Annotated in this window: 20 protein-coding genes; 3 read left to right on the forward strand and 17 right to left on the reverse strand. The window is 72.1% G+C overall.

Translation table 11 applies throughout. From position 1 onward, the window contains the following. Positions 1-24: 24 nt before the first annotated feature. Positions 25-828 (reverse strand): alpha/beta fold hydrolase, encoded by an 804-nt coding sequence (locus tag DFJ66_RS05495; RefSeq protein ID WP_121218551.1) that lies wholly within the window; start codon positions 826-828, stop codon positions 25-27. After that, positions 801-2,063 (reverse strand): enterobactin transporter EntS, encoded by a 1,263-nt coding sequence (entS, locus tag DFJ66_RS05500; RefSeq protein ID WP_121218553.1) that lies wholly within the window; start codon positions 2,061-2,063, stop codon positions 801-803. Before entS ends, DFJ66_RS05495 begins: the two co-directional genes overlap by 28 nt. A gap of 67 nt (positions 2,064-2,130) precedes the next feature. On the opposite strand from entS, the gene DFJ66_RS05505 reads away from it, so the two are divergent. From DFJ66_RS05505 to DFJ66_RS05515, 3 genes are read left to right on the forward strand one after another with little or no spacing between them, the layout of a single operon-like run. After that, the gene (locus DFJ66_RS05505) at positions 2,131-3,732 is read left to right on the forward strand and encodes a (2,3-dihydroxybenzoyl)adenylate synthase (protein WP_121218555.1); all 1,602 of its coding nucleotides are present in this window, start codon (positions 2,131-2,133) and stop codon (positions 3,730-3,732) included. Then, positions 3,729-4,730: a FecCD family ABC transporter permease gene (locus tag DFJ66_RS05510; protein ID WP_121218557.1), complete on the forward strand. Its 1,002-nt coding sequence runs from the start codon at positions 3,729-3,731 to the stop codon at positions 4,728-4,730. The genes DFJ66_RS05505 and DFJ66_RS05510 overlap by 4 nt, the downstream gene beginning before the upstream one ends. Then, positions 4,727-5,695, forward strand: a complete 969-nt coding sequence (locus DFJ66_RS05515) for a FecCD family ABC transporter permease (RefSeq protein WP_121218559.1) — start codon at positions 4,727-4,729, stop codon at positions 5,693-5,695. The genes DFJ66_RS05510 and DFJ66_RS05515 overlap by 4 nt, the downstream gene beginning before the upstream one ends. A gap of 53 nt (positions 5,696-5,748) precedes the next feature. Here DFJ66_RS05515 and DFJ66_RS05520 read toward each other — a convergent pair whose 3' ends face one another. The 15 genes from DFJ66_RS05520 to DFJ66_RS05585 all read right to left on the reverse strand — a co-directional run bounded on the left by DFJ66_RS05520 (position 5,749) and on the right by DFJ66_RS05585 (position 21,262). Next, positions 5,749-7,062, reverse strand: a complete 1,314-nt coding sequence (locus DFJ66_RS05520) for a salicylate synthase (RefSeq protein ID WP_121218561.1) — start codon at positions 7,060-7,062, stop codon at positions 5,749-5,751. 254 nt (positions 7,063-7,316) lie between these two features. Further along, entirely contained in the window at positions 7,317-7,481 is a 165-nt protein-coding gene (locus DFJ66_RS42485; protein ID WP_170199147.1) for a hypothetical protein, read from the reverse strand. 112 nt (positions 7,482-7,593) lie between these two features. Beyond that, a complete protein-coding gene (locus DFJ66_RS05525; protein ID WP_246029586.1) occupies positions 7,594-7,809 on the reverse strand; it encodes a helix-turn-helix domain-containing protein in 216 nt (71 codons plus the stop codon). Positions 7,810-7,814: 5 nt separating this feature from the next. Beyond that, positions 7,815-8,825 (reverse strand): sugar phosphate isomerase/epimerase family protein, encoded by a 1,011-nt coding sequence (locus tag DFJ66_RS05530; RefSeq protein ID WP_121218563.1) that lies wholly within the window; start codon positions 8,823-8,825, stop codon positions 7,815-7,817. Continuing rightward, the gene (locus DFJ66_RS05535; RefSeq protein WP_121218565.1) at positions 8,822-10,186 is read right to left on the reverse strand and encodes an alkaline phosphatase family protein; all 1,365 of its coding nucleotides are present in this window, start codon (positions 10,184-10,186) and stop codon (positions 8,822-8,824) included. Before DFJ66_RS05535 ends, DFJ66_RS05530 begins: the two co-directional genes overlap by 4 nt. Beyond that, entirely contained in the window at positions 10,183-11,256 is a 1,074-nt protein-coding gene (gene eboE / locus DFJ66_RS05540; RefSeq protein ID WP_121218567.1) for a metabolite traffic protein EboE, read from the reverse strand. Before eboE ends, DFJ66_RS05535 begins: the two co-directional genes overlap by 4 nt. After that, positions 11,253-12,107: a TatD family hydrolase gene (locus DFJ66_RS05545; protein WP_121218569.1), complete on the reverse strand. Its 855-nt coding sequence runs from the start codon at positions 12,105-12,107 to the stop codon at positions 11,253-11,255. The genes eboE and DFJ66_RS05545 overlap by 4 nt, the downstream gene beginning before the upstream one ends. Further along, on the reverse strand, positions 12,107-13,420 hold the full coding sequence (locus tag DFJ66_RS05550; protein WP_121218571.1) for an EboA domain-containing protein: 1,314 nt from the start codon (positions 13,418-13,420) through the stop codon (positions 12,107-12,109). The genes DFJ66_RS05545 and DFJ66_RS05550 overlap by 1 nt, the downstream gene beginning before the upstream one ends. Beyond that, positions 13,417-14,196 (reverse strand): SCO3242 family prenyltransferase, encoded by a 780-nt coding sequence (locus DFJ66_RS05555; RefSeq protein ID WP_121218573.1) that lies wholly within the window; start codon positions 14,194-14,196, stop codon positions 13,417-13,419. The genes DFJ66_RS05550 and DFJ66_RS05555 overlap by 4 nt, the downstream gene beginning before the upstream one ends. Further along, the gene (locus tag DFJ66_RS05560) at positions 14,193-15,353 is read right to left on the reverse strand and encodes an inositol-3-phosphate synthase (protein WP_121218575.1); all 1,161 of its coding nucleotides are present in this window, start codon (positions 15,351-15,353) and stop codon (positions 14,193-14,195) included. The genes DFJ66_RS05555 and DFJ66_RS05560 overlap by 4 nt, the downstream gene beginning before the upstream one ends. Positions 15,354-15,429: 76 nt before the next feature. Then, entirely contained in the window at positions 15,430-16,635 is a 1,206-nt protein-coding gene (locus DFJ66_RS05565; protein WP_121218577.1) for a substrate-binding domain-containing protein, read from the reverse strand. A gap of 31 nt (positions 16,636-16,666) precedes the next feature. Then, positions 16,667-17,653 carry an ABC transporter permease gene (locus DFJ66_RS05570; protein WP_121218579.1) on the reverse strand — a complete coding sequence of 329 codons (987 nt, stop codon included), beginning with the start codon at positions 17,651-17,653 and terminating at the stop codon, positions 16,667-16,669. Beyond that, a complete protein-coding gene (locus tag DFJ66_RS05575; RefSeq protein ID WP_246030171.1) occupies positions 17,650-18,585 on the reverse strand; it encodes an ABC transporter permease in 936 nt (311 codons plus the stop codon). The genes DFJ66_RS05570 and DFJ66_RS05575 overlap by 4 nt, the downstream gene beginning before the upstream one ends. 74 nt (positions 18,586-18,659) lie before the next feature. Further along, positions 18,660-20,147, reverse strand: coding sequence for a sugar ABC transporter ATP-binding protein (locus tag DFJ66_RS05580; protein WP_246029587.1), 1,488 nt, complete (start codon positions 20,145-20,147; stop codon positions 18,660-18,662). Then, positions 20,144-21,262, reverse strand: a complete 1,119-nt coding sequence (locus DFJ66_RS05585; RefSeq protein ID WP_121218585.1) for a Gfo/Idh/MocA family protein — start codon at positions 21,260-21,262, stop codon at positions 20,144-20,146. Before DFJ66_RS05585 ends, DFJ66_RS05580 begins: the two co-directional genes overlap by 4 nt. Positions 21,263-21,324 lie beyond the last annotated feature (62 nt).

The raw sequence follows: 21,324 nt of genomic DNA on the forward strand, positions 1-21,324 counted from the left end.
GAGGCTTACCTTAGTAAGGTCAGGCTAAGGGTGTCCAGCGGCGAAGAAGGTGAGAATCGCGGCGTTGACCGCGTCCGGCCGTTCCAAGTAGCCGTAGTGCCCGCACCCCTCCAGCACCACGAACTCCGCGGTCGGGATCGCGTCCGCCACCTCGCGCCCCAGGTGCGCGGGCAGCCGAACGTCGTCGGCGAACCCGATCACCAGGCACGGCGTGCGGATGTCCCGGTAGGCGTCGAGCCGGTTGCCCGTGATGTCCAGGTCGAGCTGGCCGCGCAGGCCCGGCGTCCACAGGATTGGCGACAGCTCGAACAGGTCCAGCCACTGCCGGACGGCCTCGTCGTCGTTGAGCGTGCGCGGGGACAGGTTGCGCAGCGCCCGGTTCACCGCTTCGTACCGCGGAGGCAGCACGACCGACGAGTCCCGCAACTCCCGCTCCGCCGCGCCCATCGCCGCGCGCATGACGTCCGGACGCCCGCGCGTGGCCATCATGACCGCCTGCGACACCAGGTCCGGCCGGACCAACGCCAACTCGGTGACCACCTGCGCGCCCATCGACGTCCCCACCAGTCGGCACGGACCCACGTCCAGGTGCTCGATCAACGCGGCGGTGTCGGCGACCAGGTCGTCGATGGTGAACCCGGGCGGCGACGGCGTGATCCCCCGGTTGTCGAACGTGATCGCCCGGTACCCCGCGTCGACCAGCGCGGGCACCTGGTGCAGGTGCCACACCCGGCCGGTGGCGCCCATGCCCATCACCAGCACGACCGGCTCGCCGGAACCGGTGTCGTCGTAGGAGATCGTCAGGCCGTTGAGGCTCGCGACGGCCACGGCTCTCCTCGCAGGTCGGCCCGGCGCAGACCGGGCATGGTCAGGGCCACCAGGCACACGCCGAGGATGCACACGACACCGCCGGCGGCGACGCCGAGCCCGGGGCCGAGCAGCCGCGCCGCCAGACCGGCCTCCGCGCTGCCCACCGCCGGACCGCACGTCGCCTGCGCCAACCACAGGCTGCTCACCCGACCCTGCAAGCGGTCCGGGGTGTGGTGCTGCAACAACGCGCGCCGCAGGATCTCCGAGGTCGTGTCACCGACACCGGCGACCACCAGGCACAGCAACGCCAACCACAGGTTGCCCGACAACCCGAACGCGGTGATCGACACGCCCCACACCAGCACGGACGCGATCAGCGCCCGCCCGCTGTGCCGGAACCGCCCGGTCCACCCGCTGAACAACCCGCCGACGAACGCGCCCACGGCCGGCGCGGTGAACAGCAGACCCACGGTGTACGCGCCGCCGCCCAGCACCTCGTCGGCCATCTGCGGGAACAACGCGTACGGCATCGCGAACACCATCGCCCACAGGTCGATGACCAGCAGGCCGCGCACGACCGCGTTGCCCCGCACGAACTTCCAGCCCTCGGCCAGCGACCGCAACGGGTGCTGCTGGGCTTCGTCGGACTCCGCGCGCAGCGACGGCAACCGCCACAGCAACGCCACCGCCACCACGTACCCGACCGCGTCGATCGCGAAGCACGCCGCCACACCCGGCCCCGACGCGATGACACCGGCGATCGACGGCCCGACCATCGCGCCGAACTGGCTGGTCAACGTGATCAGCGCGCCGGCGGCGGTGATGTGCGCGGGTGAGACCAGGGTCGGGATCACGGCCATCAACGCCGACCCGCCCAGCCCTGCGACCGCACCGGCCAACACCGCGGCCACGTACACGAACCACAGCAGCGGCGACGGACTCGCCGCGTTGACCGCCAACCCGGCCAGCACGACCGCCACGACCCCGCGCGAGCCCAGGATCAGCTTGCGCCGGTCCACCCGGTCGGCCAGCACTCCCCCGGCGAGCAACCCCACCAGCAGCGCCGCACCGAACACCAGGCCCACCAGTCCGACCTGGACCGACGAGCCGGTGATTTGGTAGACGTGCAGGTTGATCGCGACGTTGGTCAACGCGGTGGTCAGCACGGTCACCGTCTGCGCGCCGAACACCAGCCGGTAGGCGGGATCCGTGCGCAGGGGTGAGATGTCGATCACGAGTTCGCCGAGGCGCACGGCACCTTCCCTCCGGTATGTCGGCTAGCCTAACCTAACTTTCGCGAGGCGATCTAGGGAGTCGACGATGCTGGACGGCTGTGTGCCCTGGCCCAGTGAGCTGGTGGAGCGCTACCGGGCGGAGGGGTACTGGACCGACCAGCCCCTGGACGAGCTGCTGCGCGGCGGCGCGCGCCGGCACCCGGAGCGGACCGCGCTCGTGGCCGCCGACGGCACCCGCTGGACCTACGCCGAGCTGGACGCGTGGGCCGACCGGATCGCCGCCGGACTGCACGGCCTGGGCCTGCGCGCCGAAGAGCGCGTCGTGGTGCAACTGCCGAACGTGCCCGAGTTCGTGGCGCTGTTCTTCGCGTTGCTGCGGGTCGGCGTGCTGCCGGTGCTGGCGCTGCCCGCGCACCGCGAGAGCGAGATCGTGCCGCTGTGCGAGCTGAGCGAGGCGGTCGCGTACTTCATCGCCGACACGGACGGCGACTTCGACTACCGCGAGCTGGCCCGGACCGTGCGCAAGGCGGTCCCGTCCCTGCGGCACGTCTTCGTCGTCGGCGACACCGCCGAGTTCGAGGCGCTGCCCGAGGCCGCGCCCGTCGACCTGCCCGCGCCCGACCCGGTGGCCCCCGCGTTGTTCCTGCTCTCCGGCGGCACCACCGGGACCCCGAAGCTCATCCCCCGCAGCCACAACGACTACCTCTACAACGCGCGCGCCAGCGCCGAGGTGTCCGGGTTCAGCGAGAACACCGTCTACCTGGTCGCCCTGCCCGCCGCGCACAACTTCGCCCTCGCCTCCCCCGGCCTGCTGGGCGCGATGGCCGCCGGCGGCACCGTCGTCCTCGCGCCCGACCCCAGCGCGGACACCGTGTTCGAGCTGGTCGAACGCGAACGGGTCACCGTGACGGCGGTCGTGCCGCCGATCGCGCTGCTGTGGATGGACGTCGTGGACTTCATGGACGCCGACCTGTCGTCGCTGGAGCTGCTCCAGGTCGGCGGGGCGAAGTTCAACTCCGAGCCCGCCTCCCGCGTCCGGGAGACGCTGGGCTGCGACCTCCAGCAGGTGTTCGGCATGGCCGAGGGACTGCTGAACTTCACGCGCCTGGACGACTCCGACGAGCTCAAGACCACCACCCAGGGCGCTCCCCTGTGTCCGGCGGACGAGGTGCTCATCGTCGACGAAGACGGTTCGCCCGTCGCACCCGGCGAGAGCGGCGAACTGCTGACGCGCGGGCCGTACACCCTGCGCGGCTACTACAAGGCCGAGGCGCACAACGCGCGCGCGTTCACCGACGACGGTTTTTACCGCAGCGGGGACGTGGTGCGGCAACTGCCGTCCGGGCACCTGGTGGTCGAGGGGCGGCGCAAGGACCAGATCAACCGGGGCGGCGAGAAGATCCCCGCCGAGGAGCTGGAGAACCACCTGCTCGCGCACCCGGCCGTGCACGACGCCGCCGTGGTCGGGATGCCCGATGAGGTCATGGGCGAGCGGACCTGCGCGTTCATCGTGCCCAAGGGAGAGGCGCCGACGCTGCGCGAGGTCACGGCGTTCCTGCGGGAGCGCGGGGTCGCCTCCTACAAGCTGCCCGACCGGGTGGAGGCGCTGGAGTCCTTCCCGCTGACCAAGGTCGGCAAGGTCAGCAAGGTCGAGCTGGTGCGCCGGCTCACCGGGGCCGCCGGGTGAGCGTCACGGCACCGGTCTCCGTTGCGGGTCGCCGTGCGTTCGGGCTGGTGTGCGGGCTGGTCGCGCTGGTTCTGGTGGCGTTGCTGAGCATCGCGGTCGGGTCGCGGTCGATCCCGTTGTCGGTCGTGCTGGACGTGCTGTTCGCGCGGGACGGCTCGGACTCGGCGTTCGTGGTGTGGGAGCTGCGGATCCCGCGCACGCTCATCGGGATCGCGGTCGGTGCCTCGCTCGGGGTGGCCGGGGCGTTGATGCAGGCGTTGACGCGCAACCCGTTGGCCGATCCGGGGTTGCTCGGGGTCAACGCGGGGGCTTCGACGGCGGCGGCGCTGGCGATCAGCGTGTTCGGACTGACCGACCTGCGGGTGTTCGTGTGGTGCGCGTTCGGCGGCGCGGCGCTCGCGGGCGTTGTCCTGTACGCCATCGCCGGGCGTGGCGGGGCTTCACCGGTCCGGTTGGCGTTGGCGGGTGCGGCGGTGTCGGCGGCGTTGACCGGCGTCACGCAGGCCGTGATCCTGCTGGACCAGCAGGCGTTGGACCAGATGCGGTTCTGGACCGTGGGGTCGTTGGAGCGGGCCGGGTGGACCACGGTGGTGGAGGTCTTGCCGTTCCTGGCGGTCGGGCTGCTGATCGCGTTCGCCATGGGGCGCCCGTTGAACGCGTTGTCGCTGGGCGACGAGGCCGGGAAGGCGTTGGGCGCGCACCTGGGGCGGACGCGGTTGCTGACGTTGGTCGCGATCACGCTGCTGGCCGGCGCGGCGACGGCGGCCGTGGGGCCGTTGGTGTTCGTCGGGTTGGCCGTGCCGCACATGGTGCGGACGTTCACCGGGCCGGATGAGCGGTGGGTCGTGCTGTACTGCGCGGTACTGGCGCCTGTGCTGCTATTGCTGGCCGACGTGCTCGGGCGGGTCATGGCGCGCGAGGAGATCGACGTGGGTGTCGTGACCGCGTTGTTGGGCGCGCCGGTGTTCTTGTGGTTGGTGCGGCGGGGGCGGGCATGAGTCAGCGGTCGTTCGCCGTGTCGGTGGGGCTGGTGGCGGTGATCTTCGTCATCGGCGTGCTGGCACTGGGCACGGGGGCCATTCCCGTCGCACCGCTTGACGTTGTCCGGACTTTGCTGGGCAACGGGAGTCGTATCACCAACTTCGCCGTGCTGGACCTGCGGTTGCCGCGCGTGCTGATCGCCCTGGCGGTGGGCGCGGCACTGGGAATGAGCGGCGCGGTGTTCCAGAGCTTGTCGCGCAACGCCCTGGGCAGCCCGGACATCATCGGCTTCAACTACGGCGCCGCGACCGGTGGTCTGTTGGTGATCCTGGTGTTCGGCGGCAGTGCGTTCTCCGTGTCGGTGGGCGCCCTGGTCGGTGGCGTCGTGACCGCGGTGCTGGTGTACGTGCTGGCGTGGCAGCGGGGTGTGCGCGGGTTGCGGCTGGTGCTGACCGGGATCGGGGTCAGCGCGATCTTGCAGGCGGTCAACTTCTACCTGATCGTCAACGCGGGGGTCGCGGACGTGACCCGGGCGACCGTGTGGCTGACCGGCAGCCTGAACAACCTCGGCTGGCCGCAGTTGTGGCCGCCGGTGGTCGCCCTGTTCGTTCTGGTTCCGGCCTTGCTGTTCGGGGCGCGGTGGCTGGAAATGCTGGAAATGGGCGATGAGACCGCGCGTGCGTTGGGCGTGCCGGTGGAGGGCAGCCGGGTGTACCTGCTGGTCGTGGGGACGGCGGCGTGCGCGGTGGCGACGGCGGCGGCGGGTCCGATCGCGTTCGTGGCCCTGGTCGCGCCGCAGGTGGCCAAGCGCCTGACCCGATCGGCCGGGGCGGGGCTGCTGCCGGCCGCGTGGGCGGGGGCGTTGTTGGTGCTGGCGGCGGACTTCGCGGCACAACGGTTCGCGGGCAACCTGCCGGTGGGCGTGGCGACCGGAGCGCTGGGCGGGGTGTACCTGGGCTGGCTCCTCTGGCGCCGCCGCTGACGTTGGATGTGCAACGGCGCGCCTCCCGCGTGGGGAGGCGCGCCGTTGGGTTGTCAGGCCTTGACGACGAAGGGTGCCACCGAGGACAGCTTCTCGCAGGTTTCCTCGAACTCGCGCTCCGGCGTGGAGTCCGCCACGATGCCCGCGCCCGCGCGCAGCCACGCCCGGTCGGCCTCCTGGTAGACCGCGCGCAGCACCAGGGCCGCGTCCAGGGAGCCGTCCTCGCCGGCGGTGATCACGGCGCCCGAGTACAAGCCGCGGGTTTCGTCCATGCGGGAGATGGCGTCCAGGGACTCGCGCTTCGGGATGCCCGACGCCGTCACCGCCGGGAACACCGCCTCCAGCGCGTCCCACGCCGTGCGACCCGGGGCGAGGTCGCCGTTGACCAGGGACGCGAGGTGTTGCACGGAGCCGCGTTCCTTGATGCCCATGAAGTCGCCGACGCGCACGGAGTCCGGTGCGCAGATCCGGCGCAGCTCCTCCTGCGCGGTGCGCACGGACACGGCGTGCTCGAAGACCTCCTTGGGGTCGGTCTCCAGCTCGGTGCGCGCCGCCGCGTCCACCTCGGCGCCCCGGCCGAACGCGCGCGTCCCGGCCAGCGGCTGGGTCACGACCCGGCCCTCCGCGTCCACCGACACGATGATCTCCGGGCTGAACCCGGCCGCCTCCGCGCCGTCCAGGCGCAGCACGAACGACCGCGCCGGGGTGTTGCCGCGTCGACCGAGCTCGTAGGTGGCGACGATGTCCACCGGGAACGGGATGCGCACCGACCGGGACAGGATCACCTTCTGGTACTGCCCCTGCCGGATCTCCTTGACCGCCTGCGCCACCCGCTCGCGGTAGCTGGCGCCGTCGGCCCGGATGTCGACCGGCGCGGCCTGGACGGAACCGGTGCCGAACTCGCCACGCAGCACCTCGCGCACCCGGTCCAGCTCACGGGCGTCGACCGAGCGGACCACGGCCCGGCCGTCGCCCAGCGTCACCTCGGTGCGCGGCACGATCAGCCGCACGATCTCCCCCGCCGGCACGTCCGCGCCGCGCAGGGCGAGCCCCGGGACCAGGCCGGAAAACCCGAAGTCGACCCGGCCGTAGGCACGCCACCCCGGGATGCCCAGCCCGGCGAGCGCCTCGCCCAACGCCTGCCCCGGCGACCCCGTCCAAGGCCGTTCGACCTGCTCACCGCCGTGGACGACCCGCACGTGCCCGGCGTCCAAGGTCACCGTGGCCAGCGCGCCACCCGCGAACGTCCACGCGCCCCCGCGCTCGTAGACCACGTAGTCGTCGAACCCGGCCCGCGCCAGCCGCGCGACCAGTTCCAGCGGATCAGCCGACCCCGTCGCGATCTCTTCCAGGTCGTACTCGGTCACACCCAACTCCTCGGTCTCGGCACGCTGTCGCGGCAAGGCAACCCTAACCTAAGTTAGGCAACCCTGGGTTGCAACGTTCGGCCGGTTCCCGAGCCGGGTGGATCACACTTGACACGACGAAGCCCCGGTCCACAGTGGACCGGGGCGTCACAGGCGTGCGGGAGTGCTCGCGGTCCTCCTCGCTCACGGGACCGGCGGGCGGCAGGCGTCCGCGACTGGCCCCGGACCGCGTGACCAGGTACCCGACGCGTGCCTCAGGCCGGGGTCGTTCCGTTCGCCGAGTCGCGGCGGGCGGCGTCGCCGTGGGTGGTCTCCGGGGAGGAGCCGGTCGGGGACGTCGTGGGCTGCGCCGTCCAGTCGGCGGACAGGCGGGTGCGGCGCGGGTTGGCCACGGTGCGGCGGGAGTCGAGCTCGTGCATCATGATCCTTTCAACCGAATGGCGCATCCTTTCATTACCGCCGGGTCGGGGTGGACAAACGATGAGATACGTCACTCGACGAACCAACCGCCGGTGACCCGGAGCCGGCCGCCTAGAGCCAGCGGTGGCCGGCCGCGCACACGCCCAGCTGGAACCGGGACCGCACGCCCAGCAGCGACTGGAGCCGGGCGATCTTGCGGTGCACCGTCCGGGTGCTCACGCCCAGCTCCCGCGCGATCGCGCGGTCGGTGGCGCCGGTGGCCAGCAGGGCCATCAGCCGCAGGGTCTCGGCGGTGGGTTCGGCGCCCACCGCCACCACCTCCGGCACCGGGATCAACCGTCCTCGCGGCGGGTGAAGGCGGCGTCGAAGGCTGCTGTCGGCTGGTCGAACAGCAGACCCCGGATGAACTGCACCGCTTCCTCCGCCCCTCGCAACCGGTCCATGCCGGCGTCCTCCCACTCCACCGAGATCGGGCCCCGGTAGCCGATGGCGTTCAGCGCCCGGAAGCACTCCTCCCACGGCACGTCACCGTGCCCGGTGGACACGAAGTCCCACCCCCGCCTCGGGTGCGCCCACGGCAGGTGCGAGCCCAGCCGCCCGTTGCGGCCGTCGAAGCGCTTCTTGGTGTCCTTGCAGTCGACGTGGTAGATCCGGTCGGCGAAGTCCAGGATGAACCCGACCGGGTCGAGGTCCTGCCACACGAAGTGCGACGGGTCCCAGTTCAGGCCGAACGCCGGGCGGTTGTCCACGGCGTCCATCGCGCGCCGGGTGGTCCAGAAGTCGTAGGCGATCTCCGACGGGTGGACTTCGTGCGCGAACCGGACCCCGACCTCGTCGAACACGTCCAGGATCGGGTTCCAGCGCCGGGCGAAGTCCTCGTACCCGTCTTCGATGACCTCAGCGGGCACCGGCGGGAACATGGCCACGTACTTCCAGATCTTCGACCCGGTGAACCCGACGACGGTGTCCACGCCCAGCTTCGCCGCCGCCCGTGCGGTGTCCGCCATCTCCTGCGCCGCCCGCCGCCGCACGCCCTCGGGCTCCCCGTCACCCCAGATCCGGGCGGGCAGGATGGCCTGGTGGCGGAAGTCGATCGGGTCGTCGCACACCGCCTGCCCGACCAGGTGGTTGGAGATGGCGAAGACCCGCAACCCGTGCCGCTCCAACTGGGCGAGCTTGGCCTCGACGTACCCGTCCTCCGACACCGCCCGGTCGACCTCGAAGTGGTCACCGGAACACGCGATCTCCACCCCGTCGTACCCCCACCCGGCGGCGAGCTTGCAGACCTCCTCGAACGGCAGGTCCGCCCACTGCCCGGTGAACAACGTGATCGGCCGGCTCATCGCTGCGACTCCTTCACAGGCATCCCTTGCAGTTCCAGCAACAGGTCCCGGACCTCCACCGCCTCGACCCGGTCCCGGTCCACCGGCGCCGAGCTCAGCAGCACCGGCCCGTCCTCGGCCCGGTCGGGCAGGCGGCCGTGCGAGCCGCGAACGCACGACGGGTCCAGCGGCACCACGTTCATCGCGTACCGCAGGCCCACCTTCTTGCGCACCAGGTTCAGCCCCGCCTTGGCCTTGGCGAACCGGTCGGCCGGGTCGAAGAACAGCTCGGCCGGGTCGTAGCCGGGCTTGCGATGGATGTCCACCCCGCGGGCGAAGTCCGGCGCGCGGGCGTCGTCCAGCCAGTAGTAGTAGGTGAACCAGGCGTCCGGCTCGGCCACCGCGACCAGCTCGCCGGACCGCTCGTGGTCCAGCCCCACCGCGCCCTGCTCGGCCCGGTCGTACACCTGGTCGATGCCGGGCAGTTCGGACAGCACCGCCCGCGCCCGGGGCACGTCCGCCGGGTCGCGCACGTAGACGTGGGCGATCTGGTGGTCGGCCACCGCGAACGCCCGGGACGTCCACGGGTCCAGGTACTCCATGCCCGCCTGGGTGTGGACCTCCAGCAGCCCTGCCCGGCGCAGCGCCCGGTTCACGTCCACCGGCCGCCGGGCCTCGGTGATCCCGTACTCCGACAGCACGACGATGGTGGCGTCCAGCTCCAACAGCGGTTTCAGGGTCTTGTCGACGTCGGACGCGGCCTTGCGCGCCTGGGGCGAGGAAGGCCCGAACCGCTGGAGGTCGTAGTCCAGGTGTGGCACGTAGACCAGCAGCAGGTCCGGCCGTTCCTCGCGGAACACCTTCAGCGACGCGCGCACGATCCACTCGCTGGACTTCAGCGCCGCCGTCGGCCCCCAGTACTGGAAAAGGGGGAACTCCCCCAGCGCCCCGGTCAGCCGGTCGTGCAGCTCCGGCGGCCGGACGTAGCAGTCGGGCGACTTGCGGCCGTCGGCGTGGTAGATCGGGCGCGGGGTCACGGTGATGTCGGTGGACGCGCCCATCGCGTACCACCAGCACACGTTCGCCGCCTTGTACGACGGCTCGAACCGCCGCGCGGTCTCCCACAGCTTCTCGCCCTGCACCAGGCGGTTGTGCTGCCGCCACAGGTGGACCTCGCCGAGGTCGCGGAAGTACCAGCCGTTGCCGACGATCCCGTGCTGCGCGGGCGTGAGCCCGGTCAGGAAGGTCGCCTGCGCGCTGCACGTCACCGCCGGCAGCACCGTGCCCAGCTCCGCCCGGCCGGGCAGGGCGGACAGGTTCGGCATGTGCCGCAACAACCCCGGCGTCAGGCCTACCACATCGATGACCACCAGCGGCTTCACACTGCCACCCCCGTCGTCAGGTGCTCCCGGGCCCACGCCAGTTCGGCCGCGATGCCCTCGGTCAGGTCGCCCGCGTCGGGCAACACGGTCCACGTGTAGGTCTCGACCTCGACGTGGGTCTCCTCGTCCAGCGCCGCCACGGCCGCGACCAGCACGTCCGTGGTCGACCGCAGGCCCGCGCGCGGCACGGCGTGCAGCGGCACGTGGAAGTGGACCCGCCACGGGTGCTCGCCGGGCAGGTCCTCGAACGCCTCGGGCAGGTCGTCGGCCGCCAGCACGCCCTCCGGCGCGTTCTCCCGGACCTGGTGCAGGTAGCGGGGCTCGGCGAAGTCCGCCAACGCCTCCCGGGCCGCCCGCGGGTCGGGCACCTCCAGCGCCGCCGACGCCTGCACCTTCACCACCGGCAGCCCGGACCGGCGGATCAGCTCCACCGTCTCGACCGGGTCGGCCCAGGACACCGCGAGGTGGCAGGTGTCCAGGCACAGCCCCACATGGGCTGGGTCCACCCGTCCGGTCAGCCACCCGACCGCGTCGGCCACGGTGTCCAGCACGCACCCGGGCTCGGGTTCGACCGCGAGCCGCACGGGCCGGTCCAGCCCGCGCAGGAACGACGTCAGCTCGGACAGGGCGGCCTCGGCCTGGGCGTCGTCGCGGTCGGTCCACGGTTCCCGCCAGCCCAGCGGCAGGGTCGAGATGCTGCCGTAGGTCGCCGAGGACGGCATCAGGTCGGCCAGGATGGTCGCGCAGTCCCGGGTGTAGGCCAGCCGGCGCGGATCGACCCAGTCCGGCCGGTACACCGCGTGCTTGACCACGGTGTCGTGGAAGTCGCCGTACGGGAACGCGTTGAGCGTGCTCACCGACAGCCCCCGGGCCGCCAACTCGTCGCGGAAACCCTTCCGCACCACCGGGTCCGCCGCCAGACCCCGGGCCACGGACGCGGGCATCCACAGCCCGAGCGGCAGGACGTCAACACCCAACCGCTCCCGCACGCCCACCGCGTGCCGGTCGAGCTGGTCGAGGATGCCCGCCAGGTCGTGCGCCGGGTGGACGTTGGTGCAGTACGCGATCACCGCTCACCCCGCAGCACGGAGTTGCCGGTGCCCGCGTGCACCGCGCCCACCTCTTCGACGTCGAGCAACAGCCGCCCGCTCTGCCCGTAGAACTGCACGGGGTTGTGCCACAGCACCTTGTCCACATCGGACTCGTCGAACCCGGCGGCCAGCATCGCCAGCCCGGTCTTGTGCGTCTTCAACGGGTCCGAACGGCCCCAGTCGGCGGCCGAGTTCACCAGCACGCGGTCGGTCCCGTACTCCTTGAGCAGGGCGACCATCCGGTCCTCGTCCATCTTGGTGTCCGGGTAGATCGAGAACCCCATCCAGCACCCGGAGTCCGCGACCGCCTTGATCGTGGTCTCGTTCAGGTGGTCCACGACGACCATCTCCGCAGGCACACCCGACTCGCGCACCACGTCCAGGGTCCGCTGCGTGCCGGCCTTCTTGTCGCGGTGCGGCGTGTGCACGAGCACGGGGAGTTCGTGCAGCAACGCCAGTTCGAGCTGCCGGGCGAAGGCCTCGTCCTCCTCCGGGGTCATGGAGTCGTAGCCGACCTCACCGACCGCGACCACGCCGTCCTTGACCAGGTAGCGCGGCAGGACGTCCAGCACACCGGTGCAGCGGGGGTCGTTGGCCTCCTTGGGGTTCAACGCGATGGCGCAGTGGTGCGCGATGCCGTACTGGGCGGCCCGGAAGCGCTCCCAGCCGACCAAAGCGTCGAAGTAGTCGACGAACGACCCGACCGAAGTGCGCGGCTGACCCAGCCAGAAAGCCGGCTCGACCAGCGCGCGGACGCCGGCGGCGTGCATCGACTCGTAGTCGTCGGTGGTGCGGGAGGTCATGTGGATGTGCGGGTCGAAGATGCGCATCAGGCGGCCTTTCGGAGCAGGGCGAGGGCGTCTTCGGGCACGGCGCGGCCGGCGGCTTCCCGTTCGTCGGCGAACCCGGCCACCATCCGCAGCAACTCGTCGTCGGTGCGCTCGGCCAGGCCCGCGACCACGTCCAGCGGGACGCCCATGAACAGGCACTTCAGCACGCCGTGCCGCCACGAGTGCTGGTCGAGGTGCTCGCGGGCGAACGGCCCGAGCGCCGCCGCGACCAGCCCGGTCTCGTTGGTGCGCAAGGCGTCCTTGACCAGTTCGACGCCGACCTCCGGCACGCGTGCACCGACCGTGCCGAGCGCTCGCAGCACCGCACGGCGTTCCGCGGAGCTGCCGTGCCGGTACAGCGTGGTCAGGGTTCCCGCCAGATCGCCGGGATATGCCTCCAGCAGCCGGACCCGGAGGTCGTCTTCACGCGCCCGGTCCACGCGGCCCGCGCCGGCGAAGAGCCGTTCCAGCGCCGTCGGGTCGGCGCGGATCTGCCGTTCGGCCGCCGCCACCCACGACGCCGACCGCAACGCGGCGAACGACCGGCGGGCCACGTCCGGTGCGGCGTGGCTGTGGCGCGGCAGCTCGACGGCGGCGACGCCGGTGTACCCGATGTCGGTCAGCGCGGCGAGCGTGCCGGGCAGGTCGAGGTGCCCTTCGCCGAACTCCAGGTGCTCGTGCACTCCTGGCAGCATGTCGTCCAGCTGCACGTTGACCAGCAGGTCCCCGGCGCGGCGGATGCAGGCGGCGGCGTCCACGGGCTCGACGGCCACGCAGTGCCCGACATCGAGGGTGATCCGCAGGGCCTCGGGCTCCCCCAGCTCGGACCGCAGCCGCAACGCGTCCTCCAGCCGTTCCACCAGCATCCCGGGCTCGGGTTCCATGCCCAGCGGCACCGGCGGCGCGCTGTCCAGCACCGCGGACACGCCGGACCTGAGCAGCTCCCACGACGTCCCGATGCCCGACCAGAACGACACGCAGTCCGACCCCAGGTCGGCGGCGATCCTCGTGGCGCGCACCAGGAAGTCCACCCGGACCTCCTGGGACTCGCTGACCAGCGTCGGGTGGTGCTTGCGGCGCGGGTCGAGCAGGTAGCGGGCACCGGTCTCCACCACCGACCGCAACCCCAGCTCCGCCAGCCGCGCCGCGACCCGCTTGGTCTGCTGGGCCACGTCGTCGGCGTACGGGTCGAGGTGGTGGTGGTCGAGGGTCAGGGCGACGGCGGTGTAGCCGAGGTCGGCGATCACGGCCAGGGCGTCGTCCAACCGGTGGTTGGCGAACCCGTTGGTGCCGTACCCCAGGTGGAACGTCATGTGGGACCCACCTTCCGGCTGAGCCGACGTGCCAGCGGCAGCACCAGTGGCACGAAGGACGCGTTGCGGGACAAAGCGGATTGGAGCAACACCATGCCGTGGATGCCGGCCTTGGTCGCCGCACGAGCGTTGGCCGCCGAAGGTTCGCGCACGGCCTCCCACTGGGCGCGGCCGACCGTCGCCGCGTACCCCAGGGCGGACGCGATCCCGGCCAATCCCGGCTTCCGGACCAGGGCAGCCAGCGCGGTCGCGGCCGTCCCGGACAGCACCGCGCGAGCCACCCCGGGTGACGTGCCGTGCACCTCGCCGCGCGACAACACGGTGACGCCCAGCGTGTGCGCGGCCATCAGGGCGGCGGGCAGCACGGCCTTCCCGCCCATCAGCACGTCCAACCCCCGGCACGCGGCCATCGCGAACGGCCCGGCGGGGGTGTCCTTGAGCAGCGTGTCGTAGCTCCACACGGCGGCGGCCAGCGGCACGGCATTGCGCCCGGCCGCGGCCGCGAGCCCGACACCCACCGCGGTCAGGCCGGCAGCGGTCGCCAGAGCGGCCTCCGGGCTGATGCGCCCGGACGGGATCGGGCGTTCGGGCCGTTCGACCGCGTCGAGCTCCCGGTCGGCCCAGTCGTTGAGCGCCATGCCCGCCCAGTACAGCGCGACCGACGCCAGCGGCAGCAGCAACCGGCGGCCCCGCAACGGCCCCGGCGCCCCGACCAGCGTGTCCCCCAGCACCGTCAACGCGGCCGGCGCCCGCACCAGCTCCAGGTACGCCTTCATCGGCCCAGCTCCGACGCCCACCGGTGCAGCTCCCGGGTCTGTTCGGCGAACCGGTGCTCGTCGCTGCCCAGCGGGTCCTTGAAGAAGAACCCCAGCGCGCCCAACGCCCCGACCTGGCCCGCGTGGTGTGCGGCGGCCACCAGGCGGGCCAGGTCGAGCACCAGCGGCGCGGCCAGCGCCGAGTCCAGGCCGGTCCAGGTGAACTGGAGGGTCATCCGCGCGCCCAGGAACCCCTCGAAGGACACGTGGTCCCACGCGGTCTTGGTCTCGCCGAGGTCGGGGACGTTGTCGATGTGCAGCGGGGCCGGGACCGGTTCGCCCAGCAGGGACTCCAGGCCACGCGCCTTGGAGCGCAGCTTGCTGTCCGCGTGCGCGGGGTCCTCCAGCGTGGCCCCGTCACCGCCGCCGAGCAGGTTCGTGCCCGCCCACGACCGCACGCGCAGCGCGCGCGAGGTGAACATCGGCGCGAGCACGGTCCGGACCAGCGTCTCGCCGGTCTTGCCGTCCCGGCCCGCGTACGGCAGGCCTTCCTGGCGGGCCAGGGCGTCCAGCGCGGGGAGGGCGATGCCGGTCGAGGGCGTGAAGTCGACGAACGGGCAGCCCGCGTTGAGCGCCGCGTAGGCGGCCAGCGAACTCGGCGGCAGCACCCTGCGAACGGGGTCGGCCAGCGCGCGTTCGAGCAGGGCCAGGTCGTCGTGCTCGGGCACGTGCGGCACGGGCGGTTCGGTCGAGGACACGTTCACCACGACCACCCGGGCCAGGCCGTGCCGGTCGCGGAAGTCCGTGATGTCGCGAGCCAGCCGCCGGGCCGCGTCGGCTTGCGGGCCGTCGTCGGTCGCGGGGTGGTAGCCGTCGCGGATCTCGGCGTCCACCGCCCGCAGGCCCGCGCGCACCGCGCCGAGCAGGTGGTGCGGCAGCACCCCGCCCTGCGCGAGGTGCTCGGCCCGCTTCTCCAGCGGGGTGTGGGACAGGTCGTGCCCGCCGACCACGAGGTCCGACCAGCCGGGCAGCGGCAGACCCGCCAGCTCCGGCCGTTCGGTCACGCAGCCGGTCGCGGGCACCAGTCCGGCGCGCAGGGCGAGCAGTCCGCTGACCGCGGTGGTCGCGACGGAGCCGCGCGCGCCGATCAGCCACAGTCCGGTGGGTTCGTCCGCCATTGGTCGTCCCTCTCGGCAGGGTGGTGGGAACCGCGGACGGGCCGGGGTCGCGCCGACCCGCCCGCGGTGGCTGGACTTACTTCCAGGGCGCGGGGTAACCCGGCATCTGGTCGCAGCCGCACATCGCGTAGTGCAGCGGCGGCATGTCCTCCTTGATGTAGTTCTGCAGCGTGTCCTGGGTGACCTTCGGCTGCGGCAGCACCCACTCCTGCGGCACCTGCTTGCCGTTGAGGATGCGCAGGGCGGCGATGACCGGGGTGCGCCACTGGTAGGTCGGGTAGGTCGGGGCGACGGCGGTCAGCTTCTCCTTGGCCCACATGCGCAGGAAGTCCTGCTGGTCCTCGCCCACGATCGCGGGCAGCGCCGACCCGGCGTCCTGGAAGGCCTCGACGGCGGCCACGGCGGTCGCGCCCGCGTCCATCCAGACGCCGTCGATCTTGCCCTCGCGCTGGATGTAGTCGTTGACGATGGACTTGGTCTTGGCCGCGTCACCGTCGGTGAACTCCACGCCCACGATCTTCAGGCCGCTGCCGGCGAAGATCTCGTTGGCCGCCGCCCACCGCTGCTCCAGCACGTCCACGCCGGGCAGGATGCGCAGGGCCAGCACCTTGCCGCCCGAGGGCACCTTCTCCTTCAGGAACTCCGCGCCGTCCGCGCCGAAGGCGAAGCCGCCGATCGGGTGGATGAAGGTGACCGGGCAGTTGGTCTTCACACCGCGGTCGAACACGATCACCGGCACCCCGGTCTTGCACGCCGCTTCCACGGCCGGCGTGAGCGTCGCCGTCGTGTTCGGGGAGACGATCAGGGCGCTGCACCCCTGCGAGGCGAACGACTGGATGTCGCTGATCTGCTTGTCGTCCTTGGCCTCGGCGTCCAGCACGGAGAACTTGGTGATCTCCGGGTGCAGCTTCACCTCCTCCTGCATGGTCTTGAAGCCGACCTGCCGCCACGGGTTGTCCACCGAGGCGTTGGAGAAGCACAGGTGGTAGCCGCCGCCGGGCTTGGCGAACTTCGCCGTGTCCACCAGCTTGGGGTCCAGCGCCTGCTGCCACGGCTTGAACTGCGCGTTCTCGCCGTCCAGGTCCACGCCCTTGGCGGAGCGGAACTTCAGCTGCCGCTCGTACTCGGCCTGGTCGAAGAACTCCGACTTCTTCGCGTCCTTCGCGCCGGACGTCGTGCTCGTGCCGCCGCTGCCGGTGTCCGGCAGGTCGCTCGAACACCCGGCCAACGCGAGCGCCGTGACGGCGGCGCTCGTGAGGGCGACGGTCCACTTCCTGTTCATCGTGCTACTCCTCGGCTTCTTTGGCGGAGTCTTAGGGGAGAGCGGGCGCGGCCCGGCGCTTGAAGGCGCGCCGCAGACCGGCTCCGTGGGCGGCGTAGGCGACCGCCGCGATGATGATCACGCCCTGGACGGCCGACTCCAGCGCGCCGGAGACGCCGACCAGGTTCAACAGGGAGAACAGTGCTTCCAGCGACAACGCTCCGGCCGCCGCGGCGACGACCGAGCCGCGCCCTCCCCCGAGGAGCACGCCGCCGAGGACCACGGCGGTGATGGCCCGGAACTCCAGGCCCTGTCCGACCTGCGCGGACACGCCGGCGAACCCGGCGAGCAGGATCGCGGCCAGCGCCGCGAGGACACCCGAGAGCACGAACGCGAGCAGCCGCAGCCGGTGCACCCGGCCGCCCGCGAGGCGGACGGCGTTCTCGTTGTCGCCCACCGCGATCAGCGTCCGGCCGGTGCCGCCGCGCATGAACAGCACCGCGCCGACCAGCACGGCGAGCAGGATCAGCACCGACCACGGCACCGCGCCCAGCACCGGCACGTCCACCGCGCCGCGCCCGAACACCCGGAACGACGGGGACAACGCGCCGCGCGGCGCGCCACCGGTCCACAGGAACACCGCGCCGTCGAGCACCAGCAGCATCCCCAGCGTCACGATGAACGACGGCACCAGCAGCTTCGTCGTGATCAGGCCGTTGACCAGGCCGACCAGCACGCCGAACCCGAGCAGCACCGCGATGACCCACCACGTGTTGCCGTCGTCGCCGGAGATCAGCCGGGCCGCGATGACCACCTCGGCGGTGACCAGCGAGCCCACCGACAGGTCGAACCCGCCCGACACCACCACGAAGTACTGCCCGATCGCGAGGATCACCAGCGGGGCCGCGCGCTTGAGCAGCGCCAGGTACCCGGCGGGCTCGCTGTAGGCGGGACCGGCGAACGCCAGCGCCACCAGCAGGACCACCAGGACCACGAGGACCGGCGCGGTCCCGTCGGCGAGACGGGGCTTCCAGGTCACGACGTCCTCCCGGAGGTCAGCTTGCGGCGCGCGTACAGCGCCACCGCGACGATGAGCACGACACCGCGCACCACGTCCTTGAAGAACGGGTCCACCGCGAGGTCGTCGAAGATCGTGTCCAGCGTGGCCAGGATGAGGACGCCGCCCAGGGTGCCCACGACGCCGCCGCGCCCGCCGGCCAGCGCCGCGCCGCCCAGCACGACGGCGGCGATCGACTCCAGGTCGTAGCCCGCGTCCGTGCCGACATAAGGAGCGCCGGAACCCAAACGGGAAGCCAGGAAGACGCCCGCCAGACCGGCCATCAGCGCACACAGGACGTGGGCGATGACGATCGTGCGGGAGGTGCGGACACCGGACAGCCGCGCCACCTCGATGTCACCGCCCACCGCGTACATGTGGTAGCCGGGCCGCGTGCGCCGCATGTACCACCACGCGCCCGCCGCGATGAGCAGCATCAGCAGCGCCGCCACCGGCACCGGGCCGACCCGGTCGTACCCCAGGTGCTGGAACGAGCGCGGCACGCTGCCCGCCGGACCGGTGTAGTTCTGCTCCAGCCAGCCGCGCAGGATCAGCGCGACGCCGAGCGTGGCGATGAACGCGTTGGCCTTCAACACGGTGATGACCAGCCCGTTCACCAGGCCGACCGCCGCCGCCACCGCGAGCGCGAGCACCACGCCGGGCAACACCATCGAGCCCTGGCCGGACATGGTCTCCGCCGCGACCAGGGAACACAGCCCGATCAGGTAGGCCACCGACAGGTCCAGCGACCCGGTGACGATCACCATCGTCTGCCCGACCGCGACCAGCCCGAGGACCGTGCTCCGGGTCAGGATGTTGAGGATGCCGCCCTGGTCGAGCAGCACCCCGCCGTCCACCGCCACCAGGACGCTGCCCACGACCAGCAGGGCGACCAGCGCCAGGTACACGGTCACCGTGGGGGTGAACGCGAACTTCCGCGCCTGCGGGACCGCGCGCCGCGCGACCGGGACCTTCTGTTCCACGACGCTCACGCCACTTCTCCGATCCCGTGACCGGTGGCCAGCCCCATGACCGCTTCCTCCGACGCCCCCGCGGGCAACTCGCCCGCCACCGCGCCCTCGTGCATGACGAGGATCCGGTCGCTCATGCCGATCAGCTCGGGCAGCTCCGAGGAGATCATCAGGATCGCCATGCCGTCCGCGGCCAGGTCGCGCAGCAGCCGGTACACCGCCTGCTTGGCGCCCACGTCGATGCCCCGGGTCGGCTCGTCCACCACCAGCACGCGCGGCCGGACCGCGAGCCACTTGCCCAGCACGACCTTCTGCTGGTTGCCGCCCGAGAGGTAGCGCACCTCCTGGTGCTGGCCGCGCGAGACGACGTTGACCGACTTGAGCAGTTCGGCCAGGTCGGTGTGCTTGCGCGCGGGCTTGCCGCGCAGGGCCGCCCGCCGGACGAGCAACGCGTTGTCCCGTACGGATTGCCGCAGTGCCAGGCCTTCGCCCTTGCGGTCCTCGGTGACGTACCCGATGCCCTTGCGCACGGCCGTGCGCGGGGTGGTGATGCGGACCGGCTTGCCGTCCAGTTCGAGGGTCCCGGTGGTGAACGGCTGCACGCCCCACACCGCACGGGCGATCGCCGAGCGTCCCGAGCCTTGGAGTCCGGCCAGGCCCACGATCTCGCCGGCCCGCACCTCCAGGCTGACGCCGCGCACCCGGTCGTTGCCGGCGTTCTTGAGCGCCAGCCGGACTTCGCCAGGCTCGGACTCGCGGTCCGGGTAGAGGGCGTCCAGGGAGCGGCCCACCATGTGGCGGACGAGTTGGTCGGAGGTGATGTGCTCGGTCTCGACGCACGTCACGAACGCGCCGTCCTTCAGCACGGTGATGCGCTGGCTGAGGTCGAACACCTCACGCATCCGGTGCGACACATAAAGGATGGCCATGCCGCGCTCACGCAGCCGCTTCACCAGGTCGTAGAGCAACTCGACCTCGTGGTCGGCCAGGGCGGCGGTCGGCTCGTCCATCGCGAGCACCTTGGCGTCGGTGGACAGCGCCTTGACGATCTCCACGACCTGCCGCTGCGCCACGGAGAGGCGGACCACCTCGGCGTCGGCCGCGATGCCGTCCTCGCCCAGCCACTCCAGCAGCCGCCGCGTCTCGGCCTCCATCGCGCGCCGGTCGACCTGTCCGCGCTTGACGGGTTCGCGGCCCAGGAAGACGTTCTCGGCGACCGTGCGGTGCGGCAGGAGGTTGAGCTCCTGGTGGATGATCGCGATCCCGGCGGCCTGCGCGTCACGCGGCGCGGAGAAGGTGACCTCCTCGCCGTTCAACAAGATCCGGCCCGTGTCGGCTCTGTGCACCCCTGCCAGCACCTTCAGCAAGGTGGACTTGCCCGCGCCGTTCTCCCCCATCAAGGCGTGCACTTCGCCCGCGCGCAGTTCGAGGTCGACCCCGCGCAGCACCTGCACGCCGAGGAAGCTCTTGGTGATGCCCTCCAGCCGAACCGGGACGTCACTCACGCCGGCACCTCCGTCCACGCCCCGCCGGCCGCCGCGGACCGCAGGACGGCGTCGGTGATCCGCACCGCGCGCAGGCCGTCGGCGAAGGTGGGCAGGCCGTCGGCGGGCTCCTCGCCCAGCACGGCCCGGTAGGTGTCGGCGACGAAGGCGTCGAAGCAGTCCTGGTAGCCCTGCGCGTGCCCGGCGGGCAGGCGGGCGTAGCGGGCCGCGCCGGGCGAGAGCGTGCCCGGGTCGCGCATCAGCACGGTGCTGCCCGCGCGGCGGCCGACCCACAGCCGCTCCGGGTCCTCCTGGTCGAAGCCGAAGCTGGCCTCGGTGCCGGAGACCTCCAGGTGCAGCCGGTTCTTGCGGCCGGCCGCGACCTGGGAGACGACGAGGATGCCGACCACGCCCCGCGCGGTGGTGAACTGGACGGTCGCGATGTCCTCGGTGGCGGTGCCGCTGCGCTCGTGGACCACGACGGTCTGCGCCGACAGCCGGGCGATGCGGTCGCCGGTGGCGAACTCCACCAGGTCGCACCAGTGCGAGCCGATGTCGGCGAACGCCCGCGACGGCCCGCCCAGCGCCGGGTCCACCCGCCAGTCGTGGTCGGACTCCCCGGCCAGCCAGTCCTGGAGGTAGCTGCCGCTGACGGACGAGACGATGCCCGCCTCGCCGGTCTTGAGGCGCGCCCGCATCTCGCGCACCATCGGGTGGAACCGGTAGACGAACGGGACGGTGGCGATCCGACCGCGGGAGGCGGTCACCAGCGCGGTGGCGTCGGCGACGGAGGTGGCCAGGGGCTTCTCGCAGATCACGTGGACACCGGCGGCCAGCGCGGCCTCGGCGATGCCGGCGTGGGCGCTGTTGGGGGCGCACACGTGCAGCACGTCGACCTGCGCGTCGGACAGCAGCGCCGCCAGGTCGGGGTAGCCCCGGTCGGCGCCCACGGCCGCGGCGGCGGCGTCCGCGCCGACCGGGCTGCTCGCCGTCACGGCGACCACCCGACCGCCCGCGCGGCGCGCCGACTCGGCGTGCACCCGGCCCATGAACCCGGCGCCGACCACGGCCGTCCGCAGCGTGCGGGCACCGACGTGGCCGTCGCCGGCCGCCAGTGTTCCGTGGGTCACAGTCATGCGGCGAACCCTAGGATGGGTATTGGCGACTGTCAACCAAAAGTCTTGCGCAAACCGACAAA

This window comes from Saccharothrix variisporea (assembly GCF_003634995.1).
Classification (GTDB): Bacteria; Actinomycetota; Actinomycetes; order Mycobacteriales; family Pseudonocardiaceae; genus Actinosynnema; species Actinosynnema variisporeum.

What these genes read in the sequence shown, in the direction of transcription:
- DFJ66_RS05505 (WP_121218555.1), top strand. Translation starts at nt 2,131, where the DNA reads ATGCTGGACGGCTGTGTGCCCTGGCCCAGTGAGCTGGTGGAGCGCTAC.
- DFJ66_RS05515 (WP_121218559.1), top strand. Translation starts at nt 4,727, where the DNA reads ATGAGTCAGCGGTCGTTCGCCGTGTCGGTGGGGCTGGTGGCGGTGATC.
- DFJ66_RS42485 (WP_170199147.1), bottom strand. Translation starts at nt 7,481, where the DNA reads ATGCACGAGCTCGACTCCCGCCGCACCGTGGCCAACCCGCGCCGCACC.
- DFJ66_RS05530 (WP_121218563.1), bottom strand. Translation starts at nt 8,825, where the DNA reads ATGAGCCGGCCGATCACGTTGTTCACCGGGCAGTGGGCGGACCTGCCG.
- DFJ66_RS05545 (WP_121218569.1), bottom strand. Translation starts at nt 12,107, where the DNA reads ATGCGCATCTTCGACCCGCACATCCACATGACCTCCCGCACCACCGAC.
- DFJ66_RS05550 (WP_121218571.1), bottom strand. Translation starts at nt 13,420, where the DNA reads ATGACGTTCCACCTGGGGTACGGCACCAACGGGTTCGCCAACCACCGG.
- DFJ66_RS05555 (WP_121218573.1), bottom strand. Translation starts at nt 14,196, where the DNA reads ATGAAGGCGTACCTGGAGCTGGTGCGGGCGCCGGCCGCGTTGACGGTG.
- DFJ66_RS05560 (WP_121218575.1), bottom strand. Translation starts at nt 15,353, where the DNA reads ATGGCGGACGAACCCACCGGACTGTGGCTGATCGGCGCGCGCGGCTCC.
- DFJ66_RS05565 (WP_121218577.1), bottom strand. Translation starts at nt 16,635, where the DNA reads ATGAACAGGAAGTGGACCGTCGCCCTCACGAGCGCCGCCGTCACGGCG.
- DFJ66_RS05585 (WP_121218585.1), bottom strand. Translation starts at nt 21,262, where the DNA reads ATGACTGTGACCCACGGAACACTGGCGGCCGGCGACGGCCACGTCGGT.